At 68.8% G+C, this 23211-nt stretch carries 22 protein-coding genes and 1 tRNA gene; 11 read left to right on the forward strand and 12 right to left on the reverse strand.

Annotated elements, in window-relative coordinates:
- Window positions 1-224 precede the first annotated feature (224 nt).
- Window positions 225-434 (reverse strand): zinc-finger domain-containing protein, encoded by a 210-nt coding sequence (locus Q0833_RS15415; protein ID WP_298436947.1) that lies wholly within the window; start codon window positions 432-434, stop codon window positions 225-227.
- Window positions 435-539: 105 nt separating this feature from the next.
- Here Q0833_RS15415 and Q0833_RS15420 point away from each other — a divergent pair, with 105 nt between their 5' ends.
- On the forward strand, window positions 540-1469 hold the full coding sequence (locus tag Q0833_RS15420; RefSeq protein ID WP_298436950.1) for an ABC transporter ATP-binding protein: 930 nt from the start codon (window positions 540-542) through the stop codon (window positions 1467-1469).
- 170 nt (window positions 1470-1639) lie between these two features.
- Here the strand turns inward: Q0833_RS15420 and Q0833_RS15425 are convergent, their stop codons facing one another.
- Window positions 1640-2485, reverse strand: coding sequence for an EamA family transporter (locus tag Q0833_RS15425; protein ID WP_298436953.1), 846 nt, complete (start codon window positions 2483-2485; stop codon window positions 1640-1642).
- Window positions 2486-2553: 68 nt separating this feature from the next.
- Here Q0833_RS15425 and Q0833_RS15430 point away from each other — a divergent pair, with 68 nt between their 5' ends.
- The 3 genes from Q0833_RS15430 to Q0833_RS15440 all read left to right on the forward strand — a co-directional run bounded on the left by Q0833_RS15430 (window position 2554) and on the right by Q0833_RS15440 (window position 5188).
- Window positions 2554-3729, forward strand: coding sequence for an FAD-binding oxidoreductase (locus tag Q0833_RS15430; RefSeq protein ID WP_298436956.1), 1176 nt, complete (start codon window positions 2554-2556; stop codon window positions 3727-3729).
- Window positions 3730-3788: 59 nt separating this feature from the next.
- Window positions 3789-4367 (forward strand): VPLPA-CTERM sorting domain-containing protein, encoded by a 579-nt coding sequence (locus Q0833_RS15435; RefSeq protein ID WP_298436959.1) that lies wholly within the window; start codon window positions 3789-3791, stop codon window positions 4365-4367.
- A gap of 146 nt (window positions 4368-4513) precedes the next feature.
- Window positions 4514-5188: a hypothetical protein gene (locus Q0833_RS15440; RefSeq protein WP_298436962.1), complete on the forward strand. Its 675-nt coding sequence runs from the start codon at window positions 4514-4516 to the stop codon at window positions 5186-5188.
- Here the strand turns inward: Q0833_RS15440 and xylA are convergent.
- From xylA to xylF, 5 genes are all read right to left on the reverse strand, one after another.
- The gene (xylA, locus tag Q0833_RS15445) at window positions 5124-6425 is read right to left on the reverse strand and encodes a xylose isomerase (RefSeq protein ID WP_298436965.1); all 1302 of its coding nucleotides are present in this window, start codon (window positions 6423-6425) and stop codon (window positions 5124-5126) included. The two genes, Q0833_RS15440 and xylA, sit on opposite strands and share 65 nt — an antisense overlap.
- Window positions 6422-7837, reverse strand: a complete 1416-nt coding sequence (gene xylB / locus Q0833_RS15450; RefSeq protein ID WP_298436968.1) for a xylulokinase — start codon at window positions 7835-7837, stop codon at window positions 6422-6424. Before xylB ends, xylA begins: the two co-directional genes overlap by 4 nt.
- A gap of 67 nt (window positions 7838-7904) precedes the next feature.
- Complete coding sequence (locus Q0833_RS15455; RefSeq protein WP_298436971.1) at window positions 7905-8657, reverse strand: ATP-binding cassette domain-containing protein; 753 nt, start codon at window positions 8655-8657, stop codon at window positions 7905-7907.
- Window positions 8657-9955, reverse strand: coding sequence for a sugar ABC transporter permease (locus tag Q0833_RS15460; protein WP_298436974.1), 1299 nt, complete (start codon window positions 9953-9955; stop codon window positions 8657-8659). Before Q0833_RS15460 ends, Q0833_RS15455 begins: the two co-directional genes overlap by 1 nt.
- A gap of 106 nt (window positions 9956-10061) precedes the next feature.
- The gene (xylF, locus tag Q0833_RS15465; protein ID WP_298436977.1) at window positions 10062-11093 is read right to left on the reverse strand and encodes a D-xylose ABC transporter substrate-binding protein; all 1032 of its coding nucleotides are present in this window, start codon (window positions 11091-11093) and stop codon (window positions 10062-10064) included.
- A 285-nt stretch (window positions 11094-11378) separates the two neighbouring features.
- On the opposite strand from xylF, the gene Q0833_RS15470 reads away from it, so the two are divergent.
- The gene (locus Q0833_RS15470) at window positions 11379-12551 is read left to right on the forward strand and encodes an ROK family protein (RefSeq protein ID WP_298436980.1); all 1173 of its coding nucleotides are present in this window, start codon (window positions 11379-11381) and stop codon (window positions 12549-12551) included.
- Entirely contained in the window at window positions 12548-14008 is a 1461-nt protein-coding gene (locus tag Q0833_RS15475) for a CRTAC1 family protein (RefSeq protein WP_298436983.1), read from the forward strand. Before Q0833_RS15470 ends, Q0833_RS15475 begins: the two co-directional genes overlap by 4 nt.
- 62 nt (window positions 14009-14070) lie before the next feature.
- On the opposite strand, the gene Q0833_RS15480 is transcribed toward Q0833_RS15475, so the two are convergent.
- Window positions 14071-15354: a cytochrome c peroxidase gene (locus Q0833_RS15480; RefSeq protein WP_298436986.1), complete on the reverse strand. Its 1284-nt coding sequence runs from the start codon at window positions 15352-15354 to the stop codon at window positions 14071-14073.
- Between the two features lie 143 nt (window positions 15355-15497).
- On the opposite strand from Q0833_RS15480, the gene typA reads away from it, so the two are divergent.
- From typA to Q0833_RS15505, 5 genes are all read left to right on the forward strand, one after another.
- Window positions 15498-17318, forward strand: coding sequence for a translational GTPase TypA (gene typA / locus Q0833_RS15485; RefSeq protein ID WP_298436989.1), 1821 nt, complete (start codon window positions 15498-15500; stop codon window positions 17316-17318).
- A 291-nt stretch (window positions 17319-17609) separates the two neighbouring features.
- Window positions 17610-18350, forward strand: coding sequence for a leishmanolysin-related zinc metalloendopeptidase (locus tag Q0833_RS15490; protein WP_298436992.1), 741 nt, complete (start codon window positions 17610-17612; stop codon window positions 18348-18350).
- Between the two features lie 68 nt (window positions 18351-18418).
- Window positions 18419-19432, forward strand: coding sequence for an ABC transporter substrate-binding protein (locus tag Q0833_RS15495; RefSeq protein WP_298436995.1), 1014 nt, complete (start codon window positions 18419-18421; stop codon window positions 19430-19432).
- On the forward strand, window positions 19432-20181 hold the full coding sequence (locus Q0833_RS15500; protein ID WP_298436998.1) for an ABC transporter ATP-binding protein: 750 nt from the start codon (window positions 19432-19434) through the stop codon (window positions 20179-20181). The genes Q0833_RS15495 and Q0833_RS15500 overlap by 1 nt, the downstream gene beginning before the upstream one ends.
- Before the next feature lie 27 nt (window positions 20182-20208).
- Entirely contained in the window at window positions 20209-21039 is an 831-nt protein-coding gene (locus tag Q0833_RS15505) for an ABC transporter permease (RefSeq protein ID WP_298437001.1), read from the forward strand.
- A 13-nt stretch (window positions 21040-21052) separates the two neighbouring features.
- Here the strand turns inward: Q0833_RS15505 and Q0833_RS15510 are convergent.
- From Q0833_RS15510 to Q0833_RS15525, 4 genes are all read right to left on the reverse strand, one after another.
- Window positions 21053-21129: transfer RNA gene (locus tag Q0833_RS15510), tRNA-Arg, on the reverse strand.
- 42 nt (window positions 21130-21171) lie between these two features.
- Window positions 21172-22185: a glycosyltransferase family 2 protein gene (locus Q0833_RS15515; protein ID WP_298437004.1), complete on the reverse strand. Its 1014-nt coding sequence runs from the start codon at window positions 22183-22185 to the stop codon at window positions 21172-21174.
- Window positions 22182-22658, reverse strand: a complete 477-nt coding sequence (locus Q0833_RS15520) for a GNAT family N-acetyltransferase (RefSeq protein WP_298437007.1) — start codon at window positions 22656-22658, stop codon at window positions 22182-22184. Before Q0833_RS15520 ends, Q0833_RS15515 begins: the two co-directional genes overlap by 4 nt.
- Window positions 22655-22966: an ETC complex I subunit gene (locus tag Q0833_RS15525; protein ID WP_298437010.1), complete on the reverse strand. Its 312-nt coding sequence runs from the start codon at window positions 22964-22966 to the stop codon at window positions 22655-22657. The genes Q0833_RS15520 and Q0833_RS15525 overlap by 4 nt, the downstream gene beginning before the upstream one ends.
- Window positions 22967-23211 lie beyond the last annotated feature (245 nt).

The following is a 23211-nucleotide window of genomic DNA, read 5'->3' on the forward strand; positions in this document are numbered from 1 at the left end:
ACCACTACGGCGAGGCGCTTATCGAGAAGATCTGCCACGGCAACTGGCTGCGGCTTCTGGAGCGGAATTGGGGCGGCTGACCGCGAGCGCGCCGATCCGTTCGAGGGACGGCATGTCGGGATGATAAGCGCCGGACGGAGTGCGCTCCCCAGCCATATGCATCGCCCCAAAGGGGGAGATCTATTCGGAACCGGTTCATGGGCGACCATCCGCCCCGAACCGGCTCAGTGGCCGTCGCCGTCCAGCACGAATCGCTTGTCGCAATAGCCGCATTCGACATGACCGATGGCCGGGTCGATGGTCAGCCAGACGCGTGGGTGGCCCAGCGCCCCTTCGCCGCCGTCGCAGGCGACGCGCAGGACCGAGACCGTCTCGACCTCCGGCGGGGGCAGATCGTGCGGGCCGGAAGGGGAGCGCGGGGTGCCGGTCGTCATGGTCGGGGCCTCGGGTTGTCGCGTGGGGGCCGCCCCGCTAGGTGGGGCATTGTCCCGGCTTATGCGACAGCCGCCGGGTCGCGTGCAACCGCGCCCGGAGGCCCCATGTCGAACGCCATCGAAATCGAGGGCCTGCGGAAGGTCTATGCCGGCGACGGCCGCATGCCCGAGAAGCAGGCGCTGAAGGGCCTCGACCTGACGATCCCGACCGGGTCGATCTTCGGTCTGCTGGGCCCAAACGGCGCGGGCAAGTCGACCACGATCAACATCATGGCGGGGCTCGTCCGCAAGACCGCCGGACGCGTCCGCATCTGGGGCTTCGACCAGGACCGGAACCCGCGCCAGTCGCGTGCCGCGATCGGCGTGATGCCGCAGGAGTTGAACCTCGATCCGTTCTTCACGCCGGAAGGCGCGCTCGAGGTGCAGGCCGGGCTCTACGGCGTACCCAAGCGCGACCGGCGCACGGCCGAGATCCTCGACCTCGTGGGGCTGGCCGACAAGGCCGACGCCTACGCGCGCACGCTCTCGGGCGGGATGCGCCGGCGTTTGCTGCTGGCCAAGGCCCTCGTCCACCACCCGCAGATCCTCGTTCTCGACGAGCCGACGGCGGGCGTCGATATCGAGCTGCGCCAGATGCTCTGGCGGAATGTCCGCCGTCTCAACGAAGAGCGTGGGATGACCATCATCCTGACCACCCACTATCTCGAGGAAGCGCAGGAGATGTGCGACGAGATCGCCATCATCGCCGATGGCGAACTGGTGATCCGCGACAAGACCGCCGCCCTGCTCGACCGGCTCGACGGCAAGACCATGGTCATCGTCCCCGAAAGCCCGGTGGAGACCATCACGCTGCCCGACGGTGTCGAACTCGACCGCCGCCCGGACGGCGCGCTGGCGCTGACCTACAACCGGGGCCGCGTGTCGGCCGAGCAGCTTCTTTCCGCCGTTCACGCCGCGGGCATCACGATCCGCGATGTCCGCACCGAGGAGGCGGATCTCGAGGACGTCTTCGTGTCGCTGACCCACAAGGACTGAGCGGCGTTCATCTTCCGTTAGGACCCGCGATGTCACCATCGGGTCATGGCTTTCGATCCGACCCTCGGCACCGCGCTCGTCGCATGGCTCCTCATCTCGCTCGGGATCGTCGCGTTGGCCTTTCCATTGCGCGCAGGGATCCTCTTGCGAACGACCTGCAGGCCCGCAGGCTATCCGCGCCGCAGCAGGTCTTTCGCGGCCAGCACCGCACCGCCCGTGATCAGCGCGCAGGCCGCGCCAAGGGTCCAGCTCGCGTCGGCCAGTCCCGCGGCCACCAGAACCAGCGTCGAGAGCAGCGGCGCGGCGTAGCTCGCCGCCCCCAGCACGGCCAGGTCGCCGCGCTTGCACCCGATATCCCAGAGGAAGAACGCCGCCCCGAGCGGGCCCATCCCCAGCCCCGCGATCGCCAGCCAGCCGCCCGCATCCGGCCAGACCCACGTTTCCAGCGCCAGATGGGCGATCGCCGACAGGATCGCAGCCGCCACGCAGAAGCCGCCCACGATCTCGGTCGGCACCTCGGCCACCCGCCGCGAGAGCACCGAATAGCCCGACCAGACGAACGCCGCCGCAAACGCCACGCCATGACCGGCGGAGGGCGCGAAGACCTCGAACCGCCCGCCCGTCACCACGAGGACCGCCCCCGCGAGCCCGAGGAACGCGCCCGCGACGTGGAACCACCGCAGCCGCTGCACCGTCGCCGACATCAGGACGATGAGGAGCGGCCAGAGATAGGCGATGAGGCTCGCCTCGACCGGTGGCGCCATCCGGAGGCTCAGGACGTAGAGAAGGTGGTAGCCGAAGAGGCCTCCGACCCCGAGCGCCCAGACGCCCCACGGCTGGCGCCACGTTCGCCACGCGCCGGGCCGCAGCAGAAGGGACGCGCCGCCGCCGATGGCGAAACACAGCGCCAGGAGCTGGAGGGGCGGGACACCCTGCGCCCGCGTCGTGAACAGCGCCAGCACCGCCCAGAGCAGCACCGCACCGAAACCCAGAGCTGTCGCAATGCCGCGCGTCATGCCGCATCCATCCTCGCTTGCCGGGCTTTTCGCAAGATGCCAGCGTCGCACGGCAAGGGGGATCAGCCATGGCCGAACGGATCGTCATCGTGGGCGGAGCCATCATGGGCGCGTCGCTGGCGTGGTGGCTGACCGAGCTGGGCCATCCGCCGGGCGATGTCACCGTGGTCGAACGCGACCCCAGCTACGCGGCCTGCGGCACGGCCTTCTCCAACTCCTGCATCCGGCAACAATTCGGCAATCCGCTCAATATCGCGGTCAGCCAGTTCGGCGTCGCGTATCTCAAGGCGTTCCGCGCCCATATGGGCGACGACCGCGTCCCGCCGGTGCATCTCCATCCGTTCGGGTATCTCTACCTGGCGGGTGACGCGGCCGAGGTCGCCCGGCTGACGGCGGCCCATGCCGTTCAGGTCGCCGCCGGTGCGGGCACGCGGCTCATGTCTCCCGATGCGATGGCCGCCGAATGGCAATTCTACGATCTGGACGGCATCCTCCTAGGGTCGCACGGGACGCGGGACGAGGGCTATTTCGATGGCACCACCATGTTCGACTGGTGGCGCCGCATCTCGCGCGAAAGGGGGGTGCGGTGGATCGACGGCACCGTCACCGCAATCGACACCGGCGGCGGTGCGGTGCGCGGCGTGGCGCTGGCCGACGGGACGGCGCTGGCGGCCGATATCGTGGTGAACGCGGCGGGCACGCGAGGGGCGGAGGTCGCGCGAATGGCCGGCCTCGACCTGCCGGTGGAACCCCGGAAGCGCTACACTTGGGTGTTTGAGGCCGAGACGCCGCTCCCGACGGACCTGCCGCTGACGATCGATCCCTCGGGCGTCCACTGCCGCACTGACGGCGCGCTCTACATGGCCGGGGCCACACCCGCCCACGACCCGGCCGTCGATCCCGACGATTTCACCGGCGACTGGTCCATCTGGGAGGACCGCGTCTGGCCCGCCCTCGCCGCGCGCATCCCCGCCTTCGAACGCCTCCGCGTCCGTCGCTCCTGGGTCGGGCATTACGATCTCAACGTGCTCGACGCGAACGCCATCCTCGGGCCGCATCCCGAGCTTCCCGGCTTTCACATCATGAACGGGTTCTCCGGCCATGGGCTGCAGCAATCGCCGGCCATGGGACGCGGGCTGGCCGAGCGGATCATCCATGGTCGCTACGCCACGCTCGACCTGTCCCCCTTCGCACCCGACCGCGTGCTCTCGGGGCAACCCTTCGCGGAGGCGGCGATCATCTGACCCGGCATTTCCCCGTCGCCGCCGCAATCGCGTCCGAATCGACGATTAACCATCGATTCATGAAACAGCTCCGCCCCCTTTTCGCCGCTGCCGTGATCGCGATGGTCGCGCTACCCGCGCAGGCCGCGCCGCTGGTGACGTATCAGTACGACTACAACACCACCTTCCCGGAAAGCGCGACGACGACCTTCTCGCAGGTTTTCGACTGGAGCGTGATCTCGCATTACGACATCCAGTCCCTGACCTTCGACCTGACCTTCGCGGATACCGGACCCTCGCTGATCGGCGGCGGCCTACTCGGCCCGCTCGTGCCGCTGGAGCTCTGGCGCGCGAACCTGAACGGCGGCAGCGTGCCTTGGGCGGTGAACAGCATCTCGCGGCTTCTCGAGGATTCGCTCGGCGTGATCTCGGTCACCTTCGACGCGACGAACAACGCCGACGTCTTCGCCGACGCGCTGGGGGCTTCGGCCCTGACCTTCAGCCTTACCGAGGGCGGACTCAACATCAACGACTTCCAGCTCCTCAGCGCCTCGCTGACCCTGGACGGTACGGTCGTGCCGCTGCCCGCGCCGTTCTGGCTGCTGGGCGCGGGCCTCCTCGGCCTGACCGCCGCGCGCCGGCGCCGCCGCACCGCCTGATCCTCTCGATCCACGACCACACGGGCCTGCGCGCATCGTCGATGGCGCGTGACCGCGGATGCGCGACCCCGCCATAGTCTCTCTCGGCCTCATCATTGCGAAACGATCGCCCGAATTCCGTCGAATTGTGACGCCATACCGGCTGCATGGGACGCCTACGATCCTTCGCCCTCGCCGGAGCCCTCGCGCTTTTGCCAAGCCTCGCACCCGCTGCGGTGCTGGGCATCTACACGCATGATTACGGGATCGGGGAGTACGACCCGCAGGGCGACGACGTGCTTGGCGCAGGCTTCGTCGAGGTCACCGAGAACATCGCCAATCCGTTCTTCGACAGCTTCGACTTCTCCGATCTGGCCGGGGCCACGATTGACAGTATCTCGCTGACGATCGACTTCGCGAATGCCGGTCCGAATTCGATCGATTTCGGGATCTTCACCATCGACACCGAGATCTGGGAGCTGGTGATCGGCGGCGCGGACGACACCAGCCTCGCCGACGATCTCGTGACGACGATGTCGGACGATACCGCGCCGCTGACCGTCGCGCTGACCGCGAGTTCCGGGCCCGCGGCGGCTGATATCTTCTCGAACGCCGTCACCGATCTCGGGCTGTCCTTCTGGTTCCAGGAACCGGCGCTCTTCGTGACGGACAGCTTCCAGCTGGCCTCGGCGACCCTGACCGTCTCCGGGGTCTCGGCCGTGCCGCTGCCTGCGCCATTCGCGCTGCTGCTGGCCGCGCTGGGCGGTCTCGTCCTCGTCAGACGTAGCGGTTCCAGATGTTCTCCAACCGCTCCTGGCGACCCGAACGCGGCCGCGGGTTGATCCCGTCGCGGGCGACGCGATCCGCGATAGACCCGAGATCCGAGCTCAGCAGGTCCGATCCCTCCCATCCCGCGTAGCGCGCGTCCCGCGCCCCCTCCAGCTCGCCCGACTCCAGCAGCGCCGCCGCCGCCTTCAGCCCGCGCGCGCAGACATCCATCGCGCCCACATGGGCCGCGATCAGGTCGACGGGATCGAGCGACTGGCGCCGCAGCTTGGCATCGAAATTCGTGCCCCCGGTGGTGAACCCCCCCGCGCGCAACACCTCGTAATAGGCGCGCGCGACCTCGGGGACGTTGTCGGGGAACTGATCCGTGTCCCAGCCCGACTGGTAATCGTTCCGGTTCATGTCGATCGACCCGAGAATGCCCAGCGACGCGGCCAGCGCCAGTTCGTGCTCGAACGAATGCCCCGCAAGGATCGCGTGGCCCTGCTCGATATTGACCTTCACCTCGCCCTCGAGGCCGAACTCCCTGAGGAAGCCATAGACCGTCGCGACGTCGTAATCATATTGGTGTTTCGTCGGCTCCTGCGGCTTGGGCTCGATCAGGATCGTTCCGTCGAAGCCGATCTTCTTGGCGTAGTCGACGACCATGCACAGGAAGCGCCCCGCCTGCCGCCGCTCGCGGGTCAGGTCCGTGTTGAGCAGCGTCTCGTAGCCTTCGCGCCCGCCCCAGAGCACATAATTCTCGCCGCCGAGCTTCCGCGTGGCGTCGATGCAGGTCTTCACCGTCGCCGCGGCGAAGGCGAACACGTCCGGATCGGGGTTCGTGGCTGCCCCCGCCATGTAGCGGCGATGCGAGAAGAGGTTCGCCGTCCCCCACAGAAGCTTCGGCCCGCCGGCCTCCATCCGCGTCCCGATATGGTCGGTGATCTCGTCAAGCCGGGCGGTGTTCTCGGCGAAATCCGCACCCTCGGGACGGATATCGGCGTCGTGGAAGCAGAAATAGGGCTGGCCGAGGATCCCGAACATCTCGAAGGCGGCGTCGGCCTTCATCTTCGCGGCGTCCATCGTGTCGCCCGCCACGTCCGCGAACCACGGCCGCTCGAAGGTCTGCCCGCCGAACGGATCGCCGCCGGGCCATGCGAAGGAATGCCACCACGCGACCGCGAAACGCAGGTGATCCTCCAACCGCTTTCCCATCACCATCTCGTCGGGGTCGTAGTGGCGGAAGCTCAGGTCGTCGGTGGCATCGGCGTCGAAGCGGACGGGCGCGATGCCCTCGAAGAAATCGGTCATAGGGTCCTCGTTGGGGCGTAGGCGGCTTTGAAACGGGCATGGCCATCGGCGAAGGCAGCGGTCAATTTAGGGGTTGGGGCGATGGTGCGCGCGATGGCGGGCGTGGCGGCGACCGAAACATCCGCCCCGTCCGCCATCATCGCAAGGCGGCAGGCACCGAGCGCCGCGCCGAACGCGCCGTCGGCAGGCACCTCGAGGGGCAGGTCGAGGATCGTCGCGATCATCGACAGCCAGTGCTCCGAACGCGAACCGCCGCCCACCGCGAGCAACCGGTCGACCGGCGTGCCTGTCGCCCGCAGCGCATCGAGGCTGTCGCGGAGGGCGTAGCCCACGCCTGCCATCACCGCGCGCCCGAGGGCGGCCGCATCCGTCGCGTGCTCTATGCCGGCCAGCATCCCGCGAATGGCGGCGTCGTTATGCGGCGTCCGCTCGCCGCCGAGATAGGGCAGGAACAGCGTCCGGCCCGGCGCCTTCAGCGTCCCCTCGGTCAGTTCGGCCGCGCGCTTCCCGGTCAGCCGCGATGCCCATTCGAGGCTGTCGGTCGCTGACAGGATCACGCCCATCTGGTGCCAGGTGTCGGGGACCGCGTGGCAGAAGGTGTGCACCGCGCTCGCGGCATCGGGAGAATAGCGGGCCGTCGATACGAAGAGGACGCCCGACGTCCCCAGCGACACGAAGCCCTGCCCCGGCGCGACCGCGCCCGTTCCGACCGCGGCGGCCGCGTTGTCGCCCGCACCGCCCGCGACGGGCGCGCCCTCGGGCAGGCCGGTGGCAGCCGCGCAGGCCGCCGAGATGCGGCCCGCGATGCCCGTGCCCTCGGTCGCGGCCGGCATATGCGCGAGGCTCAATCCGGACCGCGCCAGCAGGTCGTCCGACCAGTCCCGCGCGCCGACATCCAGCCACGCCGTGCCCGAGGCGTCCGACATGTCGGTCCAGGCCTCACCCGTCAGCCAGAGCCGCAGGTAATCCTTCGGCAGAAGCACGAGCTCCGTCGCGGCGAAGATGTCGGGCTCGTGCCGCCGGACCCATTCGACCTTGGGCGCGGTGAAACCGGGGAAGACGATGTTGCCGGTGACCGTCCGCGCCTCGTCGTCGTCCATTTCGGCGGCCTCGGTCGCGGCGCGCGTGTCATTCCAGAGAAGACAGGGCCGCAGGGCCCGGCCCTCGGCACCGACCAGCGTCGCGCCGTGCATGTGCCCGGCCAACCCGATGGCCCGCACGCCGGAGAGATCACCCAGCTCGGCCAGCACCGCGCGGCAGGCGGTGATCCAGCTTTCGGGATCCTGTTCGGACCAGCCGGGATGCGGGCGCTCGACCGTCAGGGGCGCGGTCGCCTCGCCCAAGACCCGCTGCGCGTCGTCGATCAGGAGCGCCTTCAGCGACGAGGTCCCGAGATCCAGTCCGAGATACATCAGGCCGCCTCCGTCCGCCGCGTACCGGCCAGGGGGAGGCCCGCAAGGGCGACCGGGGGTTTCGCCCTCACGCCGCCTCGCGCTTGGGGTTCTTGCCGAGGATGATCATGCTCAAGATATCGTCCTCGGTCACGTCCTCAACTCGCTCGGTGCCGACCATCTGGCCGTTCTTCATCACCGAAACCCGGTCGCAGAGCTCCATCATCTCGCGCGTGTCGTGGGAGATCAGGAAGATCCCAAGCCCTTGCGCCTTCAGCTCCTGGATCAGGTCAGCGACCATCTTGGTCTCGTGCACGCCCAGCGCTGCCGTCGGCTCGTCCATGATGAGGATGCGGGCGTTGAAGTAGACCGCGCGCGCGATGGCGACCGATTGGCGCTGACCGCCCGAGAGCGCGCTGACCGGCTCGCCGATCTTGCGGAAGTTTGGGTTCAGACGCGCCATGATCTTGCGCGTCTCCGCCTCCATCCGGGCGTCGTCCACGAGGCCCAGCGCCGTCGTCAGCTCGCGTCCGAGAAAGAGGTTCGCGGGGGCATCCAGATTGTCGGCCAGCGCCAGCGTCTGGTAGATCGTCTCGATGTTGTAGCGCCGCGCGTCGGCGGGCGACCGGATATCGGCCTCCTCGCCATCGATGCGGATCGTGCCCGAGTCGCGCTGATACGCACCCGACAGGCATTTGATCAGCGTCGACTTGCCCGCGCCGTTATGCCCCAGCAGGCCCACGACCTCGCCCGCATGCAGGTCGAGCGACACGTTGTCGACGGCCTGCACGCCGCCGAACGCGATCGAGATGTTCTGAAGTTGAACCAGCGGTGTCGTCATCAGTCCCGTGCCCCCGTGCGCTTGCGATACCAGATGTCCAGAAGGACCGCCGCGACCAGCACGCCGCCGACGACGATGTTCTGCAAGGGCGCATCGACGCCCACCATCGCCATTCCCGATTGCAGCGACTGCATGATGAGCGCGCCGATGATCGCGCCGTAGATCGTGCCCACCCCGCCCTTGAGCGCGGTGCCCCCGATCACGGCGGCGGCGATGACCCGCAGCTCGTCGAGGATGCCGATATCGTTGGAATGGTTGGTCAGGCGGGCCGACGCGACCAGTGCCGCCAGCGCGCAGAGCACGCCCATCAGCGCGAAGACCTTCACGGTCAGCATCCGCGTGTCGATCCCCGACAGCTCGGCCGCGTCCGGGTTGCCGCCGGTGGCGAAGATGTAGCGACCGAACCGCGTCTTCTTGGCGATGACCGTCATCACGATGGCGACTGCGATCAGCAGGAGGACCGAAATCGGGACGCCGTAGCCCTCGACATAGCCCTCGGGCATGGTCAGGCCCTCGGCCTCGAACCGGCGCTCAAGGACGCGCGACGGCACGGTATAGCCGTTCAGGAGTGCCACGAACCCGAGGATCGCCCCGGCGATGATGGCGGCGACCACGCCCTCGGCCCAGAGCGGCTTGACCGGCGCCTCGTGGGCGATCTTGCCGCGCCGCGCCGACCAGAGTCCCCAGAGCGCGGCGGCCACGGCGATCAGGCCGACGATCCACGACCAGGTCGTCCCGAGCGTGCCGTTGATGCCCCCGAAGAGCTGGAACGTCTCGTCGAGCGGGCCGATCGTCTGGCCGTTCGTCAGGTACCACGCCACGTTGCGCCAGATCAGCAGGCCGCCCAGCGTCACGATGAAGGCCGGGATCGTCAGGTATCCGATCAACCAGCCGTGGAATGCGCCGATTGCGGCCCCCGCGATCAGGCCCATGATGATGGCGATCGGGGCCGTCGCGGGCGAGCCGAGCCCGAAGCCCAGCAGGTCGGGGACGATCATCGTCTGCGTCATCGCCATCACTGCCGAGCAGGTCGCGAGGACCGAGCCCACCGAAAGATCGATGTGGCGCATGACGATGATGAAGACCATGCCGGTCGCCATGATGGCGACGGAGACGGTCTGGATTGTCAGATTGAAGAGGTTGCGCGGCGTCACGAAGCGGCCATCGGAGGCCAGGTGGAAGGCCAGCGCGATCAGGACGAAGGCGCCGATCATGCCGAGAAGGCGCGTATCCAGTTCGAGGGCCGCCAAGCCGGTGCGGCGCGGCGCGCTCGGCGGCGCGGAGGTGGCGTCAGTCATCAGATATCTCCTCAGTGGACATTTCCTTCGAGAAGAAAATGGCCGACGCCTTCGCCGAAGACGTCGCGTGGCGGCCCGCCCGTGGGGGCGGGCCGCCGGTCTTTGGTCAGTTGCAGGGCGCGGGGCCGTTCTCGACGCCCTGGCAGAGCGCCTCGACGGTGATCCAGCCCGCATCCGTGACCGTGGTCAGGTTGTCGGCAGTGACCGGGATCGGCTCGAGGAAGATCGCGGTCATCTCGGTGCCGGCGGGCGAGGTCCAGGACTGCGCGCCCTCGACATCGGCCTTCTCGGTGCCACCGGCCAGGGCGACGGCGATCTCGCCGGCCGCACGACCCAGATCGCGGGCGTCCTTCCAGACCGAAACCGTCTGCGTGCCCGATGCGACGCGGTTCAGCGCGGCATGGTCGCCGTCCTGGCCCGAGACGGGGATGCCGTCGAGGCCCTGCGCGGTCAGCGCGGCCACTGCGCCACCGGCGGTGCCGTCGTTCGACGCGACGACCGCGTCCACGGCGTTGTCCTGCGCGGTCAGGATCTGCTCCATGTTGCGCTGGGCGTTCGCGGGAAGCCAGCCGTCGGTATAGGCTTCGGCGACGATGGTGATCTCGCCGGCGTCGATCGCCTCCTGCAGGACCTCCTGCTGACCGCCGCGCAGGAAGTCCGCGTTCGGGTCGGTGGGCGAGCCCTTGATCATCACGTAGTTGCCCGAGGGCTGGGCCTCGAGCACGGCGCGGGCCTGCATGCGGCCGACCTCGACGTTGTCGAAGGTCAGGTAGAACGCGGCCGGGTCCTCGATCAGGCGGTCATAGGCGACGACCGGAATGCCTTCGTTGCCGGCGGCGGTGACGGCCGGGCCGATCGCCTGCGCGTCCTGCGCGAGGATGATCAGCGCGTCGGCGCCCTGTGCGATCAGGCTCTCGACGTCCGAGAGCTGCTTGGAGGCGGACGACTGGGCGTCGGCCGAGATGTAGCTGGCGCCGGCTTCTTCGAGGGCGGCGCGGATCGCGGCTTCGTCCGTCTTCCAGCGCTCCTCCTGGAAGTTCGACCAGGACACGCCCACGACGGGCGCGTGACCATCGGCGAAGGCGGCGTGGGTCAGCGTTGCGGTGGCGAGCGCGGTCGCCGTCAGAATCTTCTTCATGTAATCCTCCCGTTGGATCGCCCTCCGCGGCCGGGGCCGGGGAGCGAATGCGGCGACCATTCCGCATATTAATTCGATTGTCAAAATTAATTTGACCCCGGACGGAAAGAATCGTTCAATCCGACCCCATGTCGAGTGCAGGATGCGATAGGCGACGGGGGGCGTGGCCCTCCGGGGAAGGTTTTATGTTCCGAGGTCGAACAAATGGGGCTTGACGCACCGAACGGCTTGTCCGGACCCGCGGCGACTCACCTCGCCGACGGTCAGCGGCCCGGTTGCGGCCCATTGCGCGGGTCACATGCGGCGGGCACGCTCCCGCCCCTGCGCCAGCGCATCTACGAGGCCGTTCGCTCCGCCGGCCAGATCAGCCGCGCCGCCCTCGCCAAGGAGCTGGAGGTGTCGCCCGGCTCGGTCACGCCGCTGGTCTCGGACCTCCTTGCCGGCAAGCTCCTGCGCGAACCCGAGGGCGATGATCTGCACCATTCGGGGCGGGGCCGCCCGCCGGTGACGCTGGAGGTGGAGCCGTCGCGTGGTGTCGTGATGGGCCTCAAGGTTTCGGACCACGAACACTCCGCGATGCTCGTGGACCTCGCGGGTCAGCCCGTCGCACAGGCGACCGTGCCCCGTGGGCCCGGTCGCAGCGTAGAAGGGATGCTGGACGAGGTCGCGGCGCTGATGGCGACCGTACTCGAGGGGCACGACCCGGCCCGCCTCCTGGGGGCGGGGCTCGGCCTGCCCGGAATGGTGGACCATTCCAGCGGCATCATGCGCTGGTCCCCGATCCTCAGCGGTCGCGATGTCGATCTCGCCGGCCTTGCCGCCGACCGGCTCGGGGTGCCGGTGACGGTCGACAACGACGCGAACCTCCTGACCATGGCCGAGCTGTGGTTCGGGCGCGGGCGCGAGCTGTCGGATTTCGCGGTCGTCACCATCGAATACGGCGTCGGCCTCGGCCTCGTGGTCGATCACGCGCCCTATCGCGGCGCGCACGGTCACGGGATGGAGCTGGGGCACACCAAGGTCCAGATCGACGGCGCGCTTTGCCGTTGCGGCCAGCGCGGCTGCCTCGAAGCCTATGTCGCCGATTTCGCCCTGGTGCGCGAGGCGGCGGTGGCCATCGACGGCGACCTGCCGCCGCGGGGCGAAGTGCTCGAGGTGCTCTTCGCGCAGGCCAAGGGCGGCAACGAGGCGGCGCGCGCGATCTTCGACCGGGCGGGCAAGTACCTCGCCCTCGGGCTTGCCAACGTCGCGAACCTCTTCGATCCGCGGCGCATCATCCTGTCGGGCAGCCGGATGCGCTACGACTACCTCTACGCCGAGGAGATGCTGGCCGAGGTGGCCGGGTTGACCCTCAACGACCCGCCGCCGATCGAGGTGAACGCGTGGGACGACCTGGTCTGGGCGCGGGGGGCGGCCGCGATGGCGCTGGCCGACGCGACCCCGCGCCTGCTGACATGAGGGCACTGCTGATCGCGGTCCTCGCCGCCGGGCCCGCCGCAGCCGACCCGATCTTCGAGCGCGTCCCCGCCCCCGATCATGTCTATGCCGGCGGCTGGGAGCATTTCGTTGGCGGCGGCGTGGCCGTGTTCGATTGCGACGGCGACGCGCGGCCGGAGATCGTGGCCGCCGGCGGCACCAGCCCGATGGCGCTGCTGCGTGCCGCGGATGCGGGCTACGCGGTCGCGCCTTTCCCCAAGATCACCGGGGCCACCGGGGTCTATGCACTGGATCTCGACGCGGACGGGGCGCTGGACCTCGTGATCCTGCGCGTCGGCCCGAACGCGACGCTGCGTGGCGACGGCGCCTGCGGCTTCGCGCCCCACGACTTCGGCATCGCGGATGGCGGCGACACGTGGACCACGGCCTTCTCGGCCACGTGGGAGCCGGGTCAGGACCGCCCGACGCTGGCCTTCGGCAACTATGTCGACCGTGACGATCCCGAAGGGCCATTCGGCGCTTGCGACACGAACCTCCTGCTGCGCCCCGACGCCGACGGCTGGGCCGAGACCGTACTCGACCCGGGCTTCTGCGCGCTGTCGGTCCTCTTCTCGGACGAGGATCGCGACGGCACGCCGACCCTGCGCCTCTCGAACGACCGCCATTACTACCTCCGCGACGGGTCCGAACAGATGTGGCACCTGGGCGAGGCGCGGTTCCTCGGGCCCGAAGACGGGTTCGCCGCGCCCTCGATCTGGGGCATGGGGATCGCGTCGCGCGACATCACCGGCGATGGCCGACCGGACCTGATGCTGACCTCGATGGGCGACCAGCTGACGATGCTGTCGACGCCCGAAGGGCACGCGATGGCTCCCTTCGAGATCGGCACCTTCGCGCAGCGTCCCCATATCGGCGGGGACGGGCGGCCGTCGACGGGCTGGCACGCGGAATGGGGCGACGTGGACAATGACGGCGACGCGGATCTCTTCATCGCCAAGGGCAATGTCGACCAGATGCCCGGCATGGCGATGAAAGACCCGAACAACCTCCTCCTGAACGAGGGTGCCGCGTTCCGCGAGGTGGCCGCGAGCGCGGGCATCGCGACGACAGACCGGGCGCGGGGCGCCGCACTCGCCGATCTGGATGGCGACGGGCGGCTGGACCTCGTGGTGGTCAATCGCCGCGCACCCCTGGAGATCTGGCACAACCTCTCGGAGGCGGGCGGCGCCGTCACCGTCACGCTGCGACAAGCGGGCGGCAATCGCGACGCCATCGGCGCCTGGGTCGAGCTTCGGACCGAGGCCAGCCTCCAGCTTCAGGAGCATACGCTCGGGGGCGGGCACGCGGGCGGCGCGGTCGGGCCGCTGCATTTCGGGATCGGGACGGCGGACGAGGCGGACCTCCGCGTCACCTGGCCCGACGGCACGGTCGGCCCCTGGACGGCGGTGGCACCGGGGCGCGTCACGATCGAACGCTGATCGCGCGGGAGAGGCCGGGGGCCAGCCCCCGGACCCCCGAGGTATTTACGGCCAGAGGATCCCTAGTCCCGATCCACGTTCAGACCCGACGGAACCGTCTCGGGAATGCCGCTCCGGTCGAAGGCGTCGGGGTCGCGCAAGGTCTCGAGGAAGGCCATCAGCGCGGTCACCTCTTCCTCGGCAAGCACCCGGTCGGAGCCTCTGATCGCGGCGGCGATCGCGGCCGTCTCCGCCGGGTCGTCCATGATACGCCAATCCTCGAACGGCCCGTCGCTCAGCACGGCGTCGCGGGGTGCATCGGCCAGGGCTGCGCGCGGCGCGGCGTGGTCGCGCAGGAACGAGCGCAAATTGACATAGGCGCCCGCATGGCCCCACGGGCCCGTCTCGGTCACGTTGCGCAGCGATGGCGTGCGGAAGGCGAAGCGATCCGCCGCATCGCCCGTCACGCGAAAGCGCCCCTCATCGCGCGCGTGCGTCTCGAACCGCGCGGCCTTGCCCGGCCCGAGTTGCGGCTGGCCCGTGGCATGGAACCCGTGATCGGTCTGGAACGGCCCGGAATGGCATGCGACACATCCCGCCGATCCGTAGAAGAGTTCGATGCCCTCCAGCGCGGTCTGGTTGAGATCGCCTTCGCCGCGCAGCCACGCGTCGAAGGGCGACGTATCCGAGCGCCACTCGGCCTCGACGAATTGCGCGATGGCATCCGAAATGGCGGTGAAGGTGATGTCGCGACCCGGCATTGCGTCCTCGAACATCTCGGCATAGGCGGGGATGTCGCGCACGCGCCCGGCCAGACGGTCCCACGCGCCGCCCGGCCCGGTGATGATGCCTTGGCGGACGGCGCGACTGATCTCGTTCTCGGAATAATGGCCCGCCATCTCGTCGGCCGAAAGCACCGGGAACATAGTCTGGGCCGACAGGAGCGTGGCGAACCCCGCGTCCATCTCGTCGCCCATCGGGGTCCGGAGCCCGTCGGCCAGCGCCTCGATCCGGCCATCGTGGAAAAGCGTGTCGAATTCATGCGCCCCGAGGTTCCAGAGACCCGGCGCGTTGCGAGGAATGCGCTGCTCGGGCGGGTTGGCGGCGTCCATGCCCCGCTCCGGCCCGAGTCCGAGGCCGCCCTCGCCCAGGCCCAGCGACAGCCCGTCGCCCGTGCCGAAGGCGGGGTGGTGGCAGGTGCCGCAGGAGATGTTGCGATTGCCCGACAAGATCGGATCCCAGAAGAGAAGGCGCCCCAGCGCCACGGTGTCGGGATCGGTTGCGCGGTAATCGGCATCGGTCACCGGCGCCGGGAAGTCCATCGCGGCGGCGGGCAGGCCGAAGAGGATAAGGAAGACGCGAAGCATATGCGTATCAGAACCACGTCCGCGCGCGATGCAGAAGGGGCAACGACGTCGCGTCGGCGCCGATGCGCACGACCGACGCTGCCCCTATCTTTCTGCGGCGCGGCGTAGTATCGCGCGCGCAATCCGACATTCGAGGCATTCCCATGGACCTTCGCAACATTGCGATCATCGCACACGTCGACCACGGCAAGACCACGCTCGTGGACGAGCTGCTCAAGCAGTCCGGCACCTACCGGGCGAACGAGGCCACGACCGAACGGGCGATGGACTCCAATGACCTCGAGCGTGAGCGGGGCATCACGATCCTCGCCAAGGCGACCTCGGTCGAGTGGAAGGGCACGCGCATCAACATCGTCGACACGCCCGGCCACGCCGATTTCGGCGGCGAGGTCGAGCGGATCCTGTCGATGGTCGACGGCGTCGTCCTGCTGGTGGACGCGGCCGAGGGCCCGATGCCGCAGACCAAGTTCGTGACTTCGAAGGCGCTGGCGCTGGGCCTGCGGCCGATCGTGGTGCTCAACAAGGTCGACAAGCCCGATGCCGAGCCCGACCGCGCGCTGGACGAGGTGTTCGATCTCTTCGCCAATCTCGGGGCCGATGACGACCAGCTCGACTTCCCGGCCATGTATGCCTCCGGCCGATCCGGCTGGGCGGATATGGAGCTCGACGGCCCGCGCGAGAATCTCGACGCGCTGTTCGATCTGGTGATCGACCACGTTCCTGCGCCGAAGCAGATCGCCGACCGCGAGAAGCCGTTCCGCATGCTGGCCACCACGCTGGGGGCCGATCCGTTCATCGGCCGTATCCTGACAGGCCGGGTCGAATCGGGCACGCTGAAGGCCGGTCAGACGCTTCACGCCCTCAGCCGCGAGGGCCAGAAGATCGAGACGTTCCGCGCGACCAAGATCCTCGCGTTCCGCGGGCTGTCGCAACAGGCGATCGACGTGGCCGAGGCGGGCGACATCGTGACCATCGCCGGCATGGCCAAGGCGACCGTTGCCGACACGCTGGCCGATCCGTCCATCGACGTGCCCCTGCCCGCGCAGCCGATCGACCCGCCGACCATCACGGTCACCTTCGGCATCAACGACAGCCCGCTTGCGGGACGTGACGGCAAGAAGGTGCAGTCGCGCGTCATCCGCGACCGCCTGATGCGCGAAGCCGAGACGAATGTGGCCATCAAGATCACCGACACGCCCGGCGGCGAGGCCTTCGAGGTCGCAGGTCGGGGCGAGCTCCAGATGGGCGTGCTGATCGAGAACATGCGCCGCGAGGGGTTCGAGCTGTCGATCTCGCGCCCGCAGGTGCTGTTCCGCGAAGAGGGCGGTCAGCGGCTGGAGCCGGTCGAGGAAGTCACCATCGACGTCGACGACGAGTATTCCGGCGCGGTCATCGAAAAGATCACCGGTGTCCGAAAGGGCGAGCTGGCCGAGATGAAGCCCGCCGGTGCGGGCAAGACGCGGATCATCGCGCATGTCCCGTCGCGCGGCCTGATCGGCTACCACGGCGAGTTCCTGACCGATACGCGCGGCACCGGTGTGATGAACCGCGTGTTCCACGAATGGGCGCCCTACAAGGGGGCCATTCCGGGCCGTCGCGCGGGTGTCCTGATCTCGATGGAGGACGGGGTTTCGGTGGCCTACGCGCTCTGGAAGCTGGAAGATCGCGGCAAGTTCTTCATCGGCGCGCAGGAGCAGGTCTATCAGGGCATGATCCTGGGCGAGCACAGCCGGGAGAACGATCTCGAGATCAATCCCCTCAAGGGCAAGCAGCTGACCAACGTGCGTGCATCGGGCACGGATGAGGCCGTGCGCCTGACGACACCGGTCAAGATGTCGCTCGAGCAGGCCATCGCCTATATCGACAATGACGAACTGGTCGAAGTGACGCCGAACGCCATCCGCCTCCGCAAGCGCTTTCTCGACCCCCACGAGCGCAAGCGTCAGGCCCGAGCTGCTGGGTGAGACGCGCCCGGACGGGGGGATAGTGGACCTTTCGACAGCTCCGAACGCGGCCCGCGCAAGCGGGTCGCCGGAGCAAGCGCCGGTCCGACCAAAGATCGGTGATCGCTCCGGTGGGGCGATCAAGGCAGGAACGGGCGGAGCGCCGGCGGGGACGTAGGTCCGGTGGGCCTCGGCGCGCACCGATTGCGACCTGCCCCATAGGTGGCTCTCCGCCCAATCGGCGTGCCCGCGCAGCCCGCTCTGGCAGGGCCCGGCTCCGTCGCATCTCCTGATGCCGGATCGGAGCGCGCCATGATCGACTTGTCCTATCTGACCGATATCGGCCCCGCCCGGCGGGCCGTCTTCGAAGCCGCGGCGCGTCGCTGGGACGATGTGATCGACACCGCCTTCGAACCTCTTCGCATCGCCGGGCGCACCATCAGCCAGCTTCGCATCGACATCACGATCGAGCCGCTCGACGGCAGCGGCGGGGTGCTGGGACAGGCAGGACCGACGATCCTGCGACCCGGCAGCGAGTTGCCCGCCATCGGCGTGATGCAATTCGATACGGCCGATGCCGACGCGCTCGACCGCGAGGGCCGCCTCGCCGACGTCATCCTGCACGAAATGGCGCATGTGCTGGGCTTCGGCACCCTCTGGGCGAGGCGCGGCCTTCTGACCGGGGCGGGTACGGCGGATCCGCGCTTTTCGGGGCCGGCCGCGATGCGGGAATGGGCCTTGCTCTACCCGGAGGGCGGGACCGGCGTGCCGGTGGCCAATACCGGCGGGCCGGGCACGCGCGAAGGCCATTGGCGCGAACTCGTGTTCGGTGACGAGCTTCTGACCGGGTTTCTTTCGGGCGCGGACCGCCCGCTCAGCCGTCTCTCCATCGCGGCGTTCGAGGATCTGGGCTATGCCGTCGACTATGCGAGAGCCGACCCGTTCGTGCTCCCCGACTTCCGCGCGCTGGCGCTCATGGGCGTGACCGAGGCGGTGCGAGTCTGCGACCTCTGCCGTATGGGCCGGACCGACCCGGTGGTGGCGCCCGGCTGACCGCCCCCCGTTGACTTGCCGCGCCGCACGGCTTCCACTCCGCCCCGATTGCACGGGAGGAGACCGATATGACCGTCACACGCCGCCAGACCCTTGCCCTGATGGGCGCCACCGCCGCCGCTTCGCTGGCCGCGCCTGCCATCGCGCAGGGCACCAAGCTGAAGATCGGCGCGCTGCGCTTCACGTCCCACGCCCCGAGCTTCATCGCGCTCGAGAAGGGCCTCTTCGCCGAGGCCGGCCTCGACGTCGAGCTGGAGTTCTTCCAGGCCGCGCAACCCATGGCCGTGGCCATCGCGAGCGGCGACGTCGACTACGCGATGACGGCCATGTCGGGCGGTCTCGTGAACCTCGCCGAGAAGGGTGCGATCAAGGTTATCGGTGGCGGCCTCTCCGAAGAGCAGGGCATCGATGGCCAGAAGATCCTCGCCTCGGACGCGGCGTTCCAGGCCGGGCTGACTTCGCCCGCTGCGTTGGGTGGCAAACGCTTCGGCATGACGACCGCCGGATCGAGCTTCCACTACATGGGCTCGAAGATCGCGGCGGCCGAGGGCGTCGAGATGGAATTCGTGCCGCTCCAGAAGGTCGGCGCCATCATCGGTGCCCTCAAGACCGGCCAGATCGACGCCTGGTCCATCGTGCCGCACATCGCCAAACCGATCGCGGGCGGCCCCGAGGTCCACATGATCGGGAACGTCGCCGACTACCTGCCCGACTACCAGGTCACGACGGTCTTCACCTCGACCGCGAACGCCGCCGACCGCGCCCAGACCGAGGCGTTCCTCGGGGCTTTCTCGGCGGGCGTGACCGACTACAATTCGACCATGATCGACCGCGCCGGCGGCGATGCGGGCGTCGATGCGATGGTCGATCTGATCCACAAATACGTCTATACCGACCGCGAGCGCGAGAAGGCCGCGCCCCCCATCATCAACGGCACGATGCGCATCAACGAGGGCGCGGCGCTCAACATCGCTTCGATCCGCGACCAGCTCGAATGGTTCCAGTCCGAGGATCTCGTGGATGCGGGCATCTCGCTCGACCAGATCATCGACGCCACCTATGTCGAAACGATCGGCAGCTGATGGACCTTCGGGTCGAGGGGCTGTCGCATAGCTATGGCGACACGGTGGTGCTGGACGACGTCACGCTGGATATCCCGGCGGGGCGCATCGTCTGCATCGTCGGCCCCTCGGGCTGCGGAAAGTCCACGCTCCTGCGGCTGATTGGCGGGCTGGAGCGGCCCGAGGCGGGGGCCGTCCACCAGATCGGCGCACCGCGCGCAACCTCGCTGAACCCACTTACCTTCGTGTTCCAGGATTTCGCCCTTCTGCCGTGGCGCAGCGCCGCGGGGAACGTGTCGCTCGTGCTCGAGGATCATGGCGGGATCGACCGCGACAGGATCGTCGCCGACGTGCTGGAACGGACGCGCCTGTCGGAGTTTCGCGACGCCCTGCCCCGCCAGCTCTCGGGCGGCATGAAGCAGCGCGTCGCCATCGCGCGCGCCCTCGCCGTGTCGCCGGAAATCATGCTGATGGACGAACCCCTGTCCGCGCTCGACGCGCAGACACGCGAGCTTCTGATGGATGACCTGATCGACCTTTGGCACCGCGAGCGCTTCACGGCCGTCTACGTGACGCACAACCTCGCCGAGGCGGTTCGGCTGGGCCACCGCGTCGTCGTCCTCTCGCGCCGCCCGGGCCGCATTCGCGAGGTGGTCGAGATCGACACGCCGCTCGCCGAACGGGGTGCGATGGAGGACGTCCAGCGGCATCTCTGGGACCTGATGCGCGACGAGGCACGCGCCGCAGACGCGGAGCTGATCGATGCCTGAACGCGGCCCGCGATCGCCCGTCACGTCATGAGTTCGGTCCCTGACCCCCGTCCGCGCCCCGATGCGCCGGCCGCCCCGAGGACGGTTCCGTTTCGGGGCGGCGGCTTCCGGCCCGTCTCGAACCGGTGGGCGGGGCTTCTGGTATTCGTCCTCCTCATCGCGTTCATTGAGCTGGCGCTGCGGCAGGGGTGGATCAGCCGCCTGACGCTGCCGCTGCCGTCCGAGGTGTTGGACACGTTTCGCCAGTTGCACGAGACCGGGCTGCTCTATCGCCATCTCGGCCCCAGCCTGTCGCGCTTCGTGGTGGGCGGGGCGCTCGGCGCGCTCGCCGGGATCGGGGTCGGCACGCTGATCGGCCTCTTCGGGCTGGTGCGGGCGGGGCTCGTGCCTTTGGTGGCCGCGATCTTTCCGATCCCGAAGATCGCGCTTCTGCCGCTCTTCGTGATCTGGTTCGGCATCGGCGAGGGCTCGAAATACGCGCTGATCGCCTTCGGCACCTTCACGCCCATGGTCGTTGCGACCTATGGCGCGGTCGACAACGTGGACCGCACGTTGATCCGGATGGGGCAATCCTTCGGCCTGTCGTGGTGGTCGATCGTGCGCAAGATCGTGTTGCCGGGCGCGATGCCGGGCATCCTCTCGGGCCTGCGCATCGGGCTGGCCATCGCGATCATCCTGCTGGTCGCGGCCGAGATGCTGGGCGCGCAATACGGCATCGGCGCCTACATCCTCGAGGCCGGGTCGCTCTATGATCTCGAACGGCTTTTCGCGGGGGTCGTGATCCTGTCGGTGCTGGGCGTGCTGACCAGCGGCGCCATCGGTCTCGTGGAGCGTCGCGTGCTGCGCTGGCGGAGCTGAGAAGGTTGGGGAGTGGCGGGCCCTGAAGGATTCGAACCCTCGACCTGCCGATTAGAAGTCGGCTGCTCTATCCAGCTGAGCTAAGGGCCCCTGCGCCACGCATGCCACCCGACCCGCCGCCGGGCAAGGGCATCAGCGTTCGTCCTCGGTCGACCCCCAGGTCCGCGTGTGCACCACCTTCGTGCGGTTCGAGAGATGCGCGAATTCCGGCACTTCCTTGAGGGCTGCGATCTTGGCGCGATGCGCCTCGACGCAATGGGCATGCAACCGCGCGAGTTCCTCATCCTCGAGCAGTCTCGCGATCTCGGCCCGCACCGGCTCGATCCAGCGGGCGATGGCATGGTTCTCGACATCGTTGTGGTCGTAGCGCCGCCAGTAGGTCATCGACGCGGCCTTGTCGGGATGGTTCGCATTGCCCCGCGCCGCCTGCACGAGGAAGCTGTCCGCCGAGCGCAGCGCGTAGTGGTTCAGCTGCGCGAGGTCGTGGTTCACCATCGGCCCCTGCAGCACCTTGATCTCGGTCGTGCGGTTCTCCATCGGCACCGGGTCGCCGCCGGCGTTCACCCAATTGACCTCGGCTGCCCGGTCCGCGTCGAAGCGTGGCGAATGGTTCGACAGCCGCGCCATCCCCGCCCGCCGCGAGGTCAGCGTCTTGATCCCGCGCCGCGACGGGCGCCCCTCGTCGGGCACCTCCAGCGCCTGGCACCGCACGAAGCGCTCGATCTGCAACCGCTCGTCGAAGGACCGCTCGCCGCCCGACCCGAAGGCCAGTTGGTTGACCGAGATCACCTCCGCGTCGGGCAGAGCCGCAAAGAGCGCGGCCAGCGTCCCGTCACCCGTGTTGATGCAAAGGAACTCGTCCACGTCGAAGCTGAAGACCCAGTCCGCCGTCTTCAGGCGGCCCATCAGGTTGGCGTATTCGATCACGGCCCAGTGGTGGCGCCCGTGCTCGAGCATCATCGACGGATTGGGCAGATGCCGCAGATAGCCCAGCACGTCCAGCCGATCGAGCAGCAAATCGCTGCCGTCGGTGCAGTCGTTCGTGAACACGATCGGATCGTCGAACCCGATCAGCCGGTGATAGGCCAGCCATTCGAGGATGAACGGCCCTTCGTCCTTCATCGGCGTGATCGACGTGACCCTCATGCCAGCTCCAGCCGGAAGAACGCGCTGGCCGGATCGTCGCGATAGCCCGGCAGCACGCCGCACGGCCCGTAGCCCAAGCCGCGATAGAGCGCCCGCGCCGCGTCGTAGCCCGGCAGCGCCTCGGACCCGGTCTCCAGCACGAGGGCGCGGTGCCCGGCCGCCCGCGCCGCCTCATGCAGGTGTTGCATCAGACGGCGGGCCAACCCCTGACCGCGATAGGCGGCGGCCACGTGTACCGACTTCACCTCGGCCATGCCGTCTCCAAGGTCGCAGAGCGCCCCGATCGCCGCGACCGTGTCACTATCCGCCAGGGCCCATATCGTCACCTGCGGCGCCGACAGCGCCGCGACCCCGTAGGTGTAGTCATTGGTCTCGGGCGCGGCTTCGGCCCCGTGGGCCAGCTGCGCCGCGATCAGCGCGCGGACCCCCGGCTCGGTCGCCTCGGCGCGGCGCAGGCGCAGCGGGTCGCTCAATGCGTCCAGGCGCCTCGGCGGTTGGTGGCGAAGTTCTCGCCATAGCCACCCGCCCGCAGGTTCGCCTTGCGCGCCTGTGCCCGCAGCACGACATAGTCGACCCCCCGGTCGCGGGCGTAATCCTCGGCCTCGGCCTGGCTCTCGAAATGGAGCTTGATCTGGCTCTGCGTGTCGCTCGACCCGGTCCAGCCCGTCAGCGGATCGACCTCGCGCGGGGTTTCGGAGACGAATTCCAGCACCCAGTCGCGGGTCTTGGCCGTGCCCGAGGACATTGCCGTCTTGGCCGGCTTGTAGATACGCGCGCGCATGGGTCTCTCCGGGTCGGTCGGTCTCCGCGTGCATATCGGGCCGGGGGCCGTCCGCGCAAGAGCCGGGCGATGGCGGCAGAGCGTCCGCAGGCCCGAGCCGGCACCTTGAACCCGGCGCGAAAGGGCGCACATCCTGAGGCAACCCCGACACGCGCCGAAGACAGGTCCCGCCATGGCCCATAACAATGACAACCGCCCCAAGGGCGAGATCCTGACCCTGCCCCCGCGCGAGGACGTGACGGGCC

It is taken from the genome of uncultured Jannaschia sp., assembly GCF_947503795.1.
In the GTDB taxonomy this organism is placed as follows: domain Bacteria; phylum Pseudomonadota; class Alphaproteobacteria; order Rhodobacterales; family Rhodobacteraceae; genus Jannaschia.